Source organism: Cupriavidus sp. 8B, from assembly GCF_054589115.1.
In genome coordinates this window covers 63416-77149 of record NZ_BAAILO010000299.1, presented here as the reverse complement: position 1 = coordinate 77149, position 13734 = coordinate 63416, and the positions used below count along the sequence as shown (strand labels likewise).

Sequence of the window (13734 nt, the reverse complement as noted above, 5' to 3'; positions counted from 1 at the left end):
CCACCATCGATTGAAATCACTCGGTGACTGCCGGGCCAGGCATCGCTACCAGCCAGTATCACTAAGGGAAATCACTGAGAGATGGATTTCAATAGTTGCTTCTGGTGTATTGAAAACGGTGTTGTGGTATGCCACAATGGTCAAACACCTCGGTTGAGACCTTCCTGGTCGCGTCCGGAACCCCATCTCAAAAGGCCTTATTTCCATGCGCAGTCCTGCATCAGTCCGCGATCTTTCCGGTCTCGCCGCCATGCCGGTAGACCGTATCCTCAAGCCGCAATCGATCGCCATCGTCGGCGCGTCCGCAGACCCGCGTTCCTTCGGCGGTTTCGTGTTGGCCAATCTGGAGCGCTTCGGCTATGCGGGCGCCATCCACCTGGTCAGCCGCAGCAGCAGCGAGATCAACGGCCGGGCTTGCGTGAAGACGGTGGGGGAGTTGCCTGAGGGGATCGATCTGGCTGTGCTGGCGATTCCGGAGGCCGGTGTGCTAGAGGCCGTGCGTGGACTGGCCGCCCGCCACACGCATGCCGCAGTGCTGTTTGCCTCCGGCTATGCCGAAGCGGGCGAGGAAGGCCGGGCCAGGCAGGATGCGCTTGCCGCTGTGGCGCGTGATGCCGGGATGCTGCTGCTGGGACCCAACTGCATGGGTTTCACTAACTTCGAGGCCGGCGTGCCGGTGACCTTCGAGCCGGTGCAGTCCTATCCGTGCAACGGCCGCCCGGGCATCGGCGTGGTTGCGCAAAGCGGCGCCATGGCTGCCAACCTGCGCGATGCTGTGATGGGCCGTGGCCTGCCGTTGACGGCGACCGTCTCGACGGGCAACGAGGCCTCGGTCGGTATCGAAGACGTGCTGGCGTACTACATCGCTGATCCACAGACGCGCGTCATCGCGGTCTATGCGGAACAGGTGCGCCGGCCGCGGCTCTTCTTGCAACTGGCGCGCCAGGCACGCGCCGTCGGCAAGCCCATCGTGATGCTGATGCCGGGCAAGAGCGCAAGGGCGCGCGAGGCGGCGCAGTCTCACACCGGTGCGCTGGCCGGCGATCATGCCACCGCCTCGGTGGCACTGGCGCGCGAGGCGGTGGTACTGGTGAATTCCCTGGATGAGCTCTTTGACGCAGCGGCAATCTTGCTGCGTTTCCCGGTTCCGCCCAGCGGCGGGCCGGCTTTTATGACCGGGTCCGGCGCAATGAAGAATATTGCGCTGGACTTCTGCGACGGGCTTGGCCTGGAACTGCCCGCCCTGACTGCAGCGACGACGCAGCGCCTCACCGGCCTGCTGCCGGGCTATGCGGTAGCCGAGAACCCGCTGGACTACACCACGATCGGCGTACGCCAGCCTGGGCTGATCGGCGAGATCCTGCTCGCCATGCTGGCCGACGAGCACATCGGCAGCATGGTGCTGAGCATCCCGGCCGGCCCGGAGGTGGCGCAGCGCGATAAAGCCGAGCATATCCTGCCGGCCATTGCGCAGGCGGCCAAGCCGGCGGTGCTGGTGATCACCGGCGACAATGGCCCGATCGAGCCGTTCTTCGTGGATGCGATCCGCGCCAGCGGCGTGCCTTTCTTCCGCTCGCCTGACCGCGCGTTGCGCGCCCTGGCGCGCGTGGCGGCTTACGGCGAGGCCTTGCAGCGTGCCGCGCGTGCCAGCCAGGGTGCGGCGCGCGCGTTGCCGCTGCCGGCTCCCGTGCCGCCGTCGGGTGTGTTTGCGGAATACCAGGGCAAGGCCTGGCTGGCGGCCGCGGGTATCGCGGTGCCCGAGGGGGCGCTCGCTGGCAGCGCCGACGAGGCGGTGTGCATCGCCGCGCGGATCGGCTACCCGGTTGTGATCAAGGCGCAGGCCAGCGCGCTGCCGCACAAGAGCGATGTCGGCGGCGTGATCGTCGGCCTGGCCGACGAGGCGGCGTTGCGGGCGGGCTGGCACGAACTGCACGCCAACGTGGCATCGCACAGGCCCGACTTGCAGCTCGATGGCGTGCTGGTCGAGGCGATGGGCGCGCGCGGGCTGGAACTCGTGGTGGGCGCCAAGCGCGACGCCGACTGGGGGCCTGTCGTGCTGGTTGGCCTGGGCGGCGTGTGGATCGAAGCTTTGAAGGATGTGCGCCTGATTCCCGCCGACATGGCCGAGGCCGACATCGTGGAGGAACTCGGGCGCCTGAAAGCCGCGTCCTTGCTAAAGGGTATCCGCGGCGCGGATGCGGTAGACGTGCCGGCGGTGGCGCGCGTGGTAGCGCTGGTCGGCGAGCAGATGCGGGCCAGTCCCCAGATTACCGAGATCGACATTAATCCGCTGGTTGCCTATCCGGATCGCGTGCTGGCGCTCGATGCGCTGGTGGTCTGCAACCCCGCCGCCTGAGGAATACCCATGCAACTAGAATTTTCCGCCGCTGACGAAGCCTTTCGGCAGGAAGTCCGCGCCTTCGTCAAGGCCCGGCTCCCGGCCGACATCAAGCGCAAGGTGGAGCTCGGGCTGCGGCTTGAGCACGCCGACTATGTGACCTGGTTCCGCATTCTCGAGGCGCGCGGCTGGATCACGCCTGGCTGGCCTGTCGAGCACGGTGGCCCTGGCTGGAGTCACTTGCAGCGCTATATCTTCGATGAGGAGACGCTGCTCGGCGGTGCGCCGCGCATCATCGCCAGCGGCATCCAGATGCTGGGACCGGTGCTGATTGCATTCGGTACGCCGGAGCAGAAGGCCAAATACCTGCCGGACATTCGCCACAGCAATACCTGGTGGGCCCAGGGCTTCTCGGAGCCGGGTGCGGGCTCGGACCTGGCGGCGGTGCGTACCACGGCGGTGCTGGAGCCCGACGGCAGGCATTTCATCGTCAACGGGCACAAGGTCTGGACCTCATACGCGCACTGGTGCTCGATGATGTTCGCGCTGGTGCGCACCGACCCGAATGCGGCCAAGCCGCAAGAGGGCATTTCATTCGTGCTGATCGACATGGCTTCGCCCGGCGTCGAAGTGCGGCCGATCCGCATGCTTGAAGGCGGCACCGACCTCAATGAGTGCTATCTCGACAATGTGCGGGTGCCGGTCGAGAACCTGGTGGGCGAAGTCAACAAAGGCTGGTCCTACGGCAAATACTTGCTCGGCCATGAGCGCACCGGCATCGCCGGCATCGGCTCGTGCAAGCAGCAGCTTGCGCGTGCTCGCGTACTCGCCGATGAGCAGGGCCTGGGCGACGACGCACTGCTGCAGTCTCGTCTCGCGCAGTTCGAGATCGAGTTGATGGCGCTGGAGTACACCGCGCTGCGCATGCTCGGGGCCAACCAGCGCAGCCGGGTGCCAAGCGTGGAGGCATCCATGCTGAAGGTGCGCGGCACCGAACTGCGCCAGGCGATCTATGAACTGTTGGTCGAGGTGGCGGGGCCGCATGCCGTGCCCTTTGACGAAGCGGCGCTGCTTGGTGCGCCAGGCTACGAGCAAAGCACGCCGGGCGATGCAGCCAGTCCGCCCTCGGTGGCGGCGCTGGCGGCGAATTATCTCGATTCGCGCAAGCTGTCGATCTATGGCGGCGTCAACGAAGTGCAGCGCAACCTCATCAGCAAGGCCTTTCTCGCGGCCTGAACCAGAACCGGACCATGGATTTCTCCTTTACCGACGACCATATCGCCTTGCAAGACGCGGTGCGCCGCTTTTGCGATGGCGAATACCCCGCGCACCAGCGCGGCAATCCGGAAGCGCCGGAGCTTGGCGCCCAGCGCTGGGCCAGCATGGCCGAGCTGGGCCTGCTGGGCCTGCCTTTCGACAGCGAATTCGGCGGCAGCGGCCAGGGCACGGTCGAACTGATGCTGGTGGCGCAGGAACTGGGGCGGTGCCTCGGCGGCGGTGCCTGGCTGTCGAGCGTGGTGCTGGCCGGGCAGTTGCTGGACCAGGCGGGTACGGCGCAGCAGCGCAGCCGATGGTTGCCGGCGGTGGCATCCGGCAAGTGCAAGCTGGCGCTCGCCGCCAGTGAGCCCGACTCGCGCTACGCCTTGTCGCGGGTGCGCACCCGGGCACAGGCGAGCGCCGATGGCTGGCGCATCGAGGGGCGCAAGACGCTGGTGCTCGAAGGCGGCGGCGCCGATGCATTCATCGTGGTTGCGCGTACTGCGGGAGACGTGGCCGATGACGACGGACTGACGTTATTCCTGGTGGACGCGAAAACCCCCGGCGTAGCGGTACGTGGTTTCGCCACGCTGGATGGCCGCCAGGCCGCCCATGTCGTGCTGGATGGCGTGGAGGTCGGCAGCGATGCCATGCTTGGCGAGGCTGGCCGCGCGTTGCCGCTGATCGAAGCCGCCACCGACCGCGCCAGCGCCGTGTTGTGCGCCGAAGCGGCCGGTGCGCTGGAAGCGCTGATCGATCTCACTGCCGAGCACCTGAAGACGCGCAAGCAGTTCGGCACGACGCTGGCCAAGTTCCAGGTGCTCCAGCACCGCGTGGCCGACATGCTGATCGCGCTCGAACAGAGCAAATCGATGGCTTGCGCCGCCGCCATGGCAGTGGATGGGGGCGACCCCGCGCGGCGGCGCCGGCTGGTGTCTGCCGCCAAGGTCGTGATCGGCCAGGCCGGGCGCCAGGTGGGCCAATGGGCAATCCAGCTGCACGGTGCAATGGGTATGACCGACGAATGCCGCGCTGGCCACTACGCCAAGCGTCTGCTGGTCATCAACCAGCTCTTCGGCGACGCGTCGCATCATCTGCAAAGGTTTGCGCAACGGCCGTAGAGCCGAGCGTTTCCCGAAAAAGACGACAGACAGGAGACAAGACATGGCTTTCATCCGATCCATCAAGACTACGTTCTGCGTAATGGCCCTGGGACTGGCGTTTGGCGCCCAGGCCCAGAGCAAGCTTCCCATTCGCCTGCTGGTAGGCTTCGCGCCCGGCGGCTCTACGGACACCGTGGCGCGTGTGCTCGCCGACAAGCTGCACAGCGTGCTGGGCCAGACGGTGATCGTCGAGAACAGGCCGGGCGCCGGTGGCCGGATGGCCACCGAGGTGCTGAAGAACAGTGCGCCGGACGGGCTCACCTATATGGTCGCGCCCAACGCCACCAGCATCTTCCCGAGCCTGCTCTATCCACCGTCGGTGCTCAAGTACGACCTGCTGAAGGACCTGGCGCCCGTGGCCGTGGTGGTGTCGTATCCGTTGGCGCTCGCCGTCAGCAGCAGGACCGGCGCCACCAACGTCAAAGAGTACGTGGACTGGGTCAAGAGCCATCCGAAGGAGGGCGTGTTCGGCACAGCGGGGCTCGGCGGCCAGACCCACTTCACCGGACTGCAGTTCGCCAAGGCCGCCGGGTTGCAGCTCAATGTCGTGCCGTACCGCGGCAACGGCCCCTTGGCCACCGACCTGCTCGGCGGCCAGCTGCCGGCTGCCGTGATGACCGCGGGCGACATCGCGCAGCATCAGGGCGGCGGCCAGGTCAGGGTGATCGGCGTGTTCGGCGACAAGCGCTCACCCGTCATGCCGGATGTGCCGACCGTCATGGAGCAGGGTTTCAAGGTTGCGACAGGCGATGCCTGGGCCGGCGTCTGGGCGCCGGGCAAAACCCCCAAGGCCGAGATCGAGCGCATGCAGGCCGCGCTAAAGCAGGTGCTGGCGTTGCCCGAGGTACGTAGCATCCTGATGAGCAAGGCCGCCTTGAACCCGGACTTCCGTTCGGCCGCCGAGCTCGACCAGCTCCAGCGCAAGGAACTGGCCTACTGGGGACCAGTGATCAAGGCTAGCGGCTTCACCCCCGAGCAGTGACGCATCCCGCGCCTGCTTTCCCACCTACATTTCAAGAACGCCATGAGTCTGAACGGAAGCGCTTATATCGTGGGGGCGTACGAGCATCCCACCCGCAAGGCCGATGAACTGTCGGTTGTACGGCTGCACGCGGACGTCGCCAAGGGCGCGCTGGAAGACGCCGGCCTGAGCAAGAACGACATCGATGGCTATTTCTGCGCTGGCGATGCACCAGGCCTGGGCACCACGACAATGGTCGAGTACCTTGGGCTCAAGGTGCGGCACGTCGACTCCACGGAGTGCGGCGGCTCGGCGCCCATCCTGCATGTTGCGCACGCGGCGCAAGCCATCGCTGCTGGCCGCTGCAATGTAGCGCTGATTACGCTGGCAGGCAGGCCACGCGCCGCCGGTGCCGCGCTGTCACTGAAAGCGCCCGATCCCGACGCGCCGGAGCTTGCCTTCGAGCTGCCCTTCGGCCCGGCCACGCAGAACCTCTACGGCATGGTTGCCAAGCGCCATATGTACGAGTTCGGTACCACCAGCGAGCAATTGGCGTGGATCAAGGTGGCGGCGTCCCATCACGCCCAGCACAATCCGCACGCCATGCTGCGCAACGTGGTGACGGTGGAAGACGTAGTGAACTCGCCGATGATCTCGGACCCGCTGCACCGGCTCGATTGCTGTGTGATGAGCGACGGCGGCGGCGCCTTGATCGTGGCGCGGCCCGAGATCGCGAAGCAGCTCAAACGCCCGCTGGTCAAGGTGCGCGGCACCGGCGAAGCGCCCAAGCATGCAATGGGCGGCAAGATCGACCTGACATGGTCGGCAGCTGCCTGGTCAGGCCCGGCTGCGTTTGCCGAAGCCGGCGTCACGCCTGCCGACATCAAGTACGCCTCCCTTTACGACAGTTTCACCATCACGGTGCTGATGCAGCTTGAAGACCTGGGCTTTTGCAAGAAGGGCGAGGGCGGCAGGTTTGTCGCGGATGGCGGTCTCATTGCCGGGGTGGGACGGCTTCCCTTCAATACGGATGGCGGCGGGCTGTGCAACAACCATCCGGCCAACCGGGGCGGTGTCACCAAGGTAATCGAGGCGGTGCGGCAATTGCGCGGCGAGGCGCATCCCGCCGTGCAGGTGAAGCACTGCGACCTGGCGATTGCCAGCGGCATTGGCGGTGCGCTCGCCTCGCGCCATACCGCGGCCACGCTCATTCTGGAAAGGGTATGACTACGATGAACACATCCCAGGCCACGCCGGCTGTCAAGTCCGCTGCAGCGCCAGCCGCGCCATCCGGCCCGCGCAAAATTCCGGCGCCGCGCGCGCTGCCCGAGAGCCTGCCGTTCTGGAACGCGGCCGACGATGACCGTTTGCTGGTCAAGACCTGCGCTGACTGTGGCGAGACGCATTTCTACCCGCGGGACATCTGCCCCCACTGCCTGAGCGAGCGGACCGAATGGACCGGCGCGGCCGGCACCGGCACGGTGTATTCGTTCAGCACCATGGGCCGCGGCGAGGCAGCCTACACACTGGCCTTCGTGACCCTGGATGAAGGCGTCACGCTGATGAGCAACCTGGTCGATTGCGATCCTGCGCTTGTCACCATCGGCCAGCGCGTCAAGGTGGTGTTCAAGCCAAGCGAAGGCGGACACGCCGTTCCCATGTTCACCCCTGCCTGAGAGAAACGTCCATGAAGGAGATATCCATGCAGGACAAGTCCGAGCGCAAAGGCGCGTTGTCCCGGTTCACCGTTATCGACGCCTCGCGTGTGCGCGCCGGCCCGACTGCCGTGCGAGTGTTCGCGGACATGGGCGCGCGCGTGATCAAGCTCGAGATCCCGCCCGGCGCGCCGGGTGGCGACGACATGATCGGCGGGCGCGATCATAACCGCGCCGATTACGAAAACCTGCATCGCAACAAGGAAAGCCTGACCCTCAATATGAAGTCGCCCGAGGGGCTGGCGATCCTGCACGAGCTGGTCCGGCGCGCCGATGTGTTCATCGAGAACTTCCGCCCCGACGTCAAGGACCGCCTGGGTATCGGCCCCGAGGCGCTGCGCGAGATCAACCCGCGCCTGGTCTACGCCAGCATCTCCGGCTTTGGGCAGGATGGTCCCTATGCGCGCTGGCCGGGCTTCGACTCGATTGCCCAGGGCATGGGTGGCCTGATGAGCGTGACCGGCAAGCCAGGGGAGGGACCGATGCGGGTTGGCATACCGATTGCCGATCTGTGTGCGGGGCACTTCTGCGCAATGGGGATCCTCACGGCACTGCTGGAGCGCGAAGCATCCGGTGAGGGCCAGTGGGTGCAGACCTCGTTGCTGGAAGCGCAGATTGCCATGCTCGACTTCCAGGCCGCGCAATGGCTGATCGACAAGAAGGTCCCGGTGCAGAGCGGCAACGAGCATCCGCTGACCGTGCCGACCGGCGTGTTCGCCACCAAGGACGGCTACCTCAACATCGCAGCGATCGGGCAGACCATGTGGACGCGGCTGTGCGAGGCACTGGAGGTTTCGCACCTGGTGACCGAGCCCGGCCTGGGAACGGATCCGGAGCGGGTACAGAACCGCGCGCGCGTCAATGCCGCCATCGGCGAGGCCTTGCTGGGCCGGACCACCGCGCAATGGACCGAGCGCCTGCTCAAGGCCGGCGTGCCTTGCGGGCCGATCCACAACATCGATCAGGTCTTTGCCGACCCGCAGGTCCGGCACCTGGCCATGGCGTGGCCGATGGCGCATCCGGAACTCGGCGACATCTCGCTGGTCGGCCAGCCGATTCGGCTGTCGCGCCATCCGCGCGAAGCCCAGGCCCGTCCGGCGCCCGAGCAGGGCTGCGACACGCAGGCGATCCTGGCCGAACTCGGCTATTCCGAGCAGCGCATCGAAGCGTTGCGTGCCGGTTTTATTGTTTGATTCCAAGGACATAGCAATGGCAAGACTCGTTGCCGCATTCGGCTCGTCGCACAGCATCATGCTGGTCTCCCAACGCGAAGACTGGCAACACGGTTTCCGCCAGATCGATCCCAAGAACCCGCATTACTACGATCGCGCTGGCAATCCCACCACGTATGAGACGTTGCTCGCCAACGCGCCCGCCGAGGCCGATGCGATGGTAACGCCCGACCGGATGGGCGAGCGTTACGACCGCGTCGAGGCGGCCATGGATGAACTGCGCGAGCGCATCCAGGCGGCCAGGCTGGACGTGCTGCTTGTGGTCGGTGACGACCAGACCGAGCTGTTCCGCACGACCAACAACCCGGCCTTCGCCATCTACTACGGAGAGACGATTCGCAACGCCCGCAGCGAACTGGGGACCTCGGACGGCTGGTACAAGAAGGCGCGCATGGCACGCCAGGAACCCGAGGCCGACCGTGACTACCCGGTGCATGGCGAAATGGGACGCTGGATGATCCGCGAGCTGTGCGATCGCAACTTCGACATCGCGGCCATGGACGGACTGGAACGCGGGCAGTTCGAGGGCCACGCCTTCTCGTTTATCCACCGGCGCTATCTGCAGGACACCAGCCTGCCGATCGTTCCGGTGATCGTCAACACGTTCGATCCGCCCAACCAGCCTACGCCGCGCCGCTGTGTGCAGCTTGGGGCCGCCCTGCGCGAGGTCATCGCCGCCTACCCGGAAGACTTGCGCGTCGGCGTGCTGGCTTCCGGCGGTCTGAGCCACTTTGTCGTCGACGAGGCGCTCGACGAGTCAATCATCAAAGCGATCAGCGAGAAGAACATCGACTATCTCGCTTCGCTGGACCCGAGGCAGTTGCAGGCCGGCAGCTCGGAAATCCGCAATTGGCTGATCGTCGTCGAAGCGGTCAAGGAGCTGGACCTCGAATGGGTGTCCTACACGCCCGGCTACCGCAGCCCGGCACTGACCGGAACCGGCCTGTGCTTCGCCGCCTGGCGCACCTTGCCGTGATGCCGCTATCTTATTCACTACAGGACACCGCTATGACAGACACCAACGTACAACGCCTGCGCCGGCTCGATTGCTGCGCAGTTTCCGATGCGCTGGATAAGCTGCAACTGCCCGGCGCGGTTACCGGGCTGCCGCAGCGCTCCGGCGCCGGCCGCATCGCGGGCCGGGCCGTCACCGTCAGGCTCGGCACCGGAGAGCCGCCACCTGGCCCGCCCCGTCACCTGGGATGCACGGCCATCGAGGAGGCGGGGCCGGACCACATCATCGTGGTCGAACAGCAGAGCGGCATCGAGGCTGGTAGCTGGGGTGGGCTGCTGTCGCTGGGCGCGAAGGCGAGAGGCGTCGCGGGTGTGGTGGCCGACGGCCCGGTGCGCGACATAGACGAAGCCCTGGCCTACGACTTCCCCATCTTTAGCCGCAGCCTCACCGCATTCACTGCTCGCGGTCGTGTGGTCGAAAAGGGAACCAACGTGCCGGTGCAGATCGGCGCGGTCAAGGTGAAGGCAGGTGATTACGTGCTGGCCGATCGTAGCGCGGTGATCTTTATCGCCGCACGCGACATCGAGCGCGTGCTCGAGGCCGCGGAGTCCATCGTTGCTAAGGAAGCCAGGATGGCCAAGGCGATTCTTGCGGGAACCCCGATCAGTGAGGTGATGGGGGGAAACTACGAACACATGCTTACGGATTGAGAGAATGAGCGATACCAAGGATATCAACGTCGAACGCGCCGGCAAGCTCGATACCGCAACCCTGAGCGACGCCCTCGACAAGCTGGGCATTGTGGGCCAGTGCTACCGGATCAAGCCACGCAGCGGCAGCTTCCGCATGGCTGGCCGCGCGTACACGCTCTTGTACGGTCCGGCATCCAATCCGCCGGGTACGGTGGGCGACTATATCGACGACGTGCCCCCCGGGCACGTGCTCGTGCTCGACAACGGCGGGCGGGACAATGCCACCGTATGGGGCGACATCCTGACCGAGATCGCGCATCGCCGCGGCATCGCCGGCACCGTGATCGACGGCGTGTGCCGCGACGTCGCCCTGTGCACGGAGCTGGGCTACCCGGTGTTCAGTAAAGACCACTGGATGCGTACCGGGAAGGACCGGGTGCAGGTCGAAGCCGTCAATATCCCGGTCAACATCGGCGACGCGCGGGTGCAGCCCGGCGACATCGTGCGCGGCGACGCCGACGGCGTGGTGGTGATCCCAAAGGAACACGAAGCCAGGGTGCTTGACACAGCGGAAGCGGTGGAACGAGCGGAGAACGCGATCCGCGAAGCGGTGCGCGGCGGCATGCGGCTCGATGAAGCGCGCCGGCAGTTCCGCTATCACCAGTTGCAGACCAGGGAGGCATGAGCATGAAAGAGCATGACGCTGAAAGTACCACCCGCCGCGAGTTCACACGCGTGGCGCCTGACGTGGTCGAGGCGGCGCGCGCGCTGCCGACCGCGACCCTGCACGAGGCGGGCGGAAAGATCGGCGCGCTGCCTTCGGCCATCAAGCCGGTCGCGCCTGAGTTCCGCCTGTGTGGCCCGGCGCTGACGGTGCATTCTCCCGGGGGCGATAACCTCTGGCTGCACCGGGCGCTCGACCTCGCCCGGCCCGGCGACGTGCTGGTGGTCCACGCCAGCGGCGTCTACGAACATGGCTACTGGGGCGAGATCATGACCACCGCCGCCAAGGTGCGCGGCCTGGCAGGCCTGGTGATCGACGCGTGCGTGCGCGATGGCGTGCTGCTCGAGCAGATCGGATTCCCGGTCTTTGCGCGCGGCTTGTGCATTCGCGGCACCGGCAAGGACTACGGCGCGATCGGTTGGCTCAATGAGCCGTTGTTGATTGGCGATTGCCGGATCGCGGCGGGCGACCTGGTGGTTGGCGATGGCGACGGTGTCGTTGTGCTGCCGCGCGGCCGGGCCGCCGAGGTAGTGGAAAAAGCCCGGCGGCGCGAAGCCGACGAGGCGGCAATCCTTGCGCGCGTCGAGGCGGGCGAGTCCACCATGCAGATCTATGGCTTTCACTGAGGCCGCATGAGCACAACTGTCACTGGCCAGGCGCCCGAGCTTGTCATCGACGGCCATGTGGCCACCATCACGCTGCGGCGTCCGGCGGTAGCAAACCGGCTTGAGCTTGAAGATCTTGACTTGCTGCGCGCGCACCTGGCAGCCATCGATGCCCGCCGTGAGGTGCGCGTGCTGCGCTTTGGCGCAGTGGGCCGGCATTTTTGCAGCGGCTTCAATATCGGCAATGTGGCCGCGGGCGACGCCGGCGCACGCTTCGAGGCACTGGCCAACGCGCTGGAGCAGGCGCGGCCCGTCACCATCGCCGTGCTGAACGGCGGCGTGTACGGGGGCGCCACGGACCTGGCGTTGGCCTGCGACTTTCGCATCGGGATGCCCGCCTGCGAGATGTTTGTGCCGGCGGCGCGATTGGGGTTGCTGTTCTACCGTAGCGGACTGGAGCGTTATGTGTCGAGGCTGGGCTTGCCGACAGCCAAGCGGCTGCTGCTCATGGCAGACAAGTTCAATGCGCAGGAGATGCTGGCCTGTGGCTTCCTGGACCGGTTGGCTTCATCAGCCGAAGCACTGGAACAGATGGTCGTGGAACTGAGTGGCACGCTCGCGGGCATGGCGCCGCTCGCGCTGCTGGGCATGAAGAAGCATCTCAACCAGATTGCCGCGGGCAGGCTGGACGCTGACGAGATAGCCCGCGATATCGCACAGGCCGACGCGTCGGATGATTTGCGTGAAGGCGCGCTGGCATGGCAGCAAAAGCGCGCGCCGCGGTTTAGGGGATGCTGATGGCGAGAGCCGGGAGGATTTCATGACGATGTCGCTGGATAGCTATTTCGCCAGACTGCAGCGTGGCGCCATTGCGCCACCGCCGATTTCGACCACGCTGGGCGGAAGGATTGTCGCAGTGGATCTCAGCGCAGGGACGCTCGAATCGGAGTATGTGGCGACCGCCGCTTTTCTGAACCCGGCCGGGCAAGTGCAGGGCGGCATGCTTAGTGCGATGCTGGACGATGCGACGGCCTTCCTGGTTACGGCCACGCTGGCCGAACATGAATTTTGCGCCACGCTGAACCTCAATGTCTCGTTCCTGCGCCCAGCGCGAACCGGTCCTCTGCTTGGGCGTGCCAGCCTGGTTCGCCGGGGCAAGGAAGTGTGCAACGTCAGTGGGGAACTGCTGCAGGATGGCAGGCTTGTTGCCACCGCCACTGCAACTTGCATAATAGTTGGGACGAAGTGAGTGGAGTACCGCAGGCGTTGTCACGTTGACGATCACGGGCCGCAGTATCGGCAGGCGGGTGATGCCAGTGAAAATGCGCCACGCGTCGAACCGCGCAGCAAGCTGCTTGCGATAGAACGATGGGCGCAACAGATCACGCTTGAGCGCATACGGTTGAAGGGATACAGTTCGATTGACCGCATCAGTTGCCGCGGATGTCGCTCCACAGCACGCTGCCATCCTCATGCATCCAGACCGGACCCGCGCTCCATTCGCCCCCCGAGGCCAGGCACTCCAGCTCTGCACCGGCCTTGCCAAGGCGGACGCCCGCGAGTCATAGGCGATGACGGGAGCCATCAGTTGCTCACCTCATCATGGATGGAGTAGGGAAGGGAAGAGGGATCAATGCGGTAGAACTTCAAAGCGTTCCCGCACATCACGGCATGTCGCTCGGACGGCATGAGTCCGTCCAGCATGCGCAGGACCCCGTGCACCAGATCACCGTAACTGATCCGTAGCCCGGCCACCGGAAAGTTACTCGCGAACATGCAGCGCTGCCAGCCGAAGATGGCGACGGTGTCGCGCACGATGGCGGCGTTGGCGTGCCAATCCCAGGCCTGGTCGCGCAGTCCGAACTCCGAGAGTTTTACGTGCACGTTGGATTCCCGCGCGAGCACTGCCATCGATGCACGCCAACGGCGCAATCCGTCCTCGCTGCGGTCCCAGGCGAAACCGTGGTGATTGAGTACGATCGGCACACCGGGAAACGCCCGCGCCACCTCCGCGGCATCCGCCAGGTGCCAGGCGGGCACGCGCAGGTCCCAGCTCAGCCCGTACCGCTCGAGCAGGGAGAATCCCCGCAGC

The 13734-nt window shown here is 65.9% G+C and carries 14 protein-coding genes and 1 pseudogene; 13 read left to right on the top strand and 2 right to left on the bottom strand.

The features are described from left to right. Positions 1 to 205 precede the first annotated feature (205 nt). From ACYP5B_RS29880 to ACYP5B_RS29820, 13 genes are read left to right on the top strand one after another with little or no spacing between them, the layout of a single operon-like run. Positions 206 to 2356, top strand: a complete 2151-nt coding sequence (locus ACYP5B_RS29880) for an acetate--CoA ligase family protein (RefSeq protein WP_459572062.1) — start codon at positions 206 to 208, stop codon at positions 2354 to 2356. A 9-nt stretch (positions 2357 to 2365) separates the two neighbouring features. Next, on the top strand, positions 2366 to 3574 hold the full coding sequence (locus tag ACYP5B_RS29875) for an acyl-CoA dehydrogenase family protein (RefSeq protein WP_400094584.1): 1209 nt from the start codon (positions 2366 to 2368) through the stop codon (positions 3572 to 3574). A 14-nt stretch (positions 3575 to 3588) separates the two neighbouring features. Next, positions 3589 to 4716 (top strand): acyl-CoA dehydrogenase family protein, encoded by a 1128-nt coding sequence (locus ACYP5B_RS29870; protein ID WP_459572061.1) that lies wholly within the window; start codon positions 3589 to 3591, stop codon positions 4714 to 4716. Positions 4717 to 4759: 43 nt separating this feature from the next. Further along, positions 4760 to 5740, top strand: coding sequence for a tripartite tricarboxylate transporter substrate-binding protein (locus tag ACYP5B_RS29865; protein ID WP_459572060.1), 981 nt, complete (start codon positions 4760 to 4762; stop codon positions 5738 to 5740). A gap of 42 nt (positions 5741 to 5782) precedes the next feature. Further along, complete coding sequence (locus ACYP5B_RS29860) at positions 5783 to 6946, top strand: thiolase domain-containing protein (protein ID WP_459572059.1); 1164 nt, start codon at positions 5783 to 5785, stop codon at positions 6944 to 6946. Positions 6947 to 6951: 5 nt separating this feature from the next. Continuing rightward, positions 6952 to 7395, top strand: coding sequence for a Zn-ribbon domain-containing OB-fold protein (locus ACYP5B_RS29855; protein WP_459572122.1), 444 nt, complete (start codon positions 6952 to 6954; stop codon positions 7393 to 7395). Positions 7396 to 7421: 26 nt separating this feature from the next. Then, positions 7422 to 8627 carry a CaiB/BaiF CoA transferase family protein gene (locus ACYP5B_RS29850; protein WP_459572058.1) on the top strand — a complete coding sequence of 402 codons (1206 nt, stop codon included), beginning with the start codon at positions 7422 to 7424 and terminating at the stop codon, positions 8625 to 8627. Between the two features lie 16 nt (positions 8628 to 8643). Beyond that, positions 8644 to 9642: a DODA-type extradiol aromatic ring-opening family dioxygenase gene (locus tag ACYP5B_RS29845; protein WP_400094591.1), complete on the top strand. Its 999-nt coding sequence runs from the start codon at positions 8644 to 8646 to the stop codon at positions 9640 to 9642. 32 nt (positions 9643 to 9674) lie between these two features. After that, entirely contained in the window at positions 9675 to 10331 is a 657-nt protein-coding gene (locus ACYP5B_RS29840; RefSeq protein WP_400094592.1) for an RraA family protein, read from the top strand. A gap of 4 nt (positions 10332 to 10335) precedes the next feature. Next, on the top strand, positions 10336 to 10998 hold the full coding sequence (locus tag ACYP5B_RS29835; protein WP_318233801.1) for an RraA family protein: 663 nt from the start codon (positions 10336 to 10338) through the stop codon (positions 10996 to 10998). A gap of 2 nt (positions 10999 to 11000) precedes the next feature. Next, the gene (locus ACYP5B_RS29830) at positions 11001 to 11663 is read left to right on the top strand and encodes a 4-carboxy-4-hydroxy-2-oxoadipate aldolase/oxaloacetate decarboxylase (protein ID WP_400094594.1); all 663 of its coding nucleotides are present in this window, start codon (positions 11001 to 11003) and stop codon (positions 11661 to 11663) included. A gap of 6 nt (positions 11664 to 11669) precedes the next feature. Further along, positions 11670 to 12440 carry an enoyl-CoA hydratase/isomerase family protein gene (locus ACYP5B_RS29825; RefSeq protein WP_400094595.1) on the top strand — a complete coding sequence of 257 codons (771 nt, stop codon included), beginning with the start codon at positions 11670 to 11672 and terminating at the stop codon, positions 12438 to 12440. Between the two features lie 22 nt (positions 12441 to 12462). Then, entirely contained in the window at positions 12463 to 12891 is a 429-nt protein-coding gene (locus ACYP5B_RS29820) for a PaaI family thioesterase (RefSeq protein WP_459572057.1), read from the top strand. A 48-nt stretch (positions 12892 to 12939) separates the two neighbouring features. Here the strand turns inward: ACYP5B_RS29820 and ACYP5B_RS29815 are convergent. Further along, positions 12940 to 13047: pseudogene (locus ACYP5B_RS29815) on the bottom strand (IS6 family transposase); the annotation flags it as partial. A gap of 179 nt (positions 13048 to 13226) precedes the next feature. Continuing rightward, a partial coding sequence (locus ACYP5B_RS29810; RefSeq protein ID WP_459572056.1) for an amidohydrolase family protein occupies positions 13227 to 13734 on the bottom strand: 508 nt, incomplete at its 5' end.

Coding starts and splice junctions, on each gene's coding strand:
- ACYP5B_RS29850 (WP_459572058.1), top strand. CDS start 7,422: ATGCAGGACAAGTCCGAGCGCAAAGGCGCGTTGTCCCGGTTCACCGTT.
- ACYP5B_RS29865 (WP_459572060.1), top strand. CDS start 4,760: ATGGCTTTCATCCGATCCATCAAGACTACGTTCTGCGTAATGGCCCTG.
- ACYP5B_RS29870 (WP_459572061.1), top strand. CDS start 3,589: ATGGATTTCTCCTTTACCGACGACCATATCGCCTTGCAAGACGCGGTG.
- ACYP5B_RS29820 (WP_459572057.1), top strand. CDS start 12,463: ATGACGATGTCGCTGGATAGCTATTTCGCCAGACTGCAGCGTGGCGCC.
- ACYP5B_RS29830 (WP_400094594.1), top strand. CDS start 11,001: ATGAAAGAGCATGACGCTGAAAGTACCACCCGCCGCGAGTTCACACGC.
- ACYP5B_RS29845 (WP_400094591.1), top strand. CDS start 8,644: ATGGCAAGACTCGTTGCCGCATTCGGCTCGTCGCACAGCATCATGCTG.
- ACYP5B_RS29875 (WP_400094584.1), top strand. CDS start 2,366: ATGCAACTAGAATTTTCCGCCGCTGACGAAGCCTTTCGGCAGGAAGTC.
- ACYP5B_RS29840 (WP_400094592.1), top strand. CDS start 9,675: ATGACAGACACCAACGTACAACGCCTGCGCCGGCTCGATTGCTGCGCA.
- ACYP5B_RS29860 (WP_459572059.1), top strand. CDS start 5,783: ATGAGTCTGAACGGAAGCGCTTATATCGTGGGGGCGTACGAGCATCCC.
- ACYP5B_RS29825 (WP_400094595.1), top strand. CDS start 11,670: ATGAGCACAACTGTCACTGGCCAGGCGCCCGAGCTTGTCATCGACGGC.
- ACYP5B_RS29855 (WP_459572122.1), top strand. CDS start 6,952: ATGAACACATCCCAGGCCACGCCGGCTGTCAAGTCCGCTGCAGCGCCA.
- ACYP5B_RS29835 (WP_318233801.1), top strand. CDS start 10,336: ATGAGCGATACCAAGGATATCAACGTCGAACGCGCCGGCAAGCTCGAT.
- ACYP5B_RS29880 (WP_459572062.1), top strand. CDS start 206: ATGCGCAGTCCTGCATCAGTCCGCGATCTTTCCGGTCTCGCCGCCATG.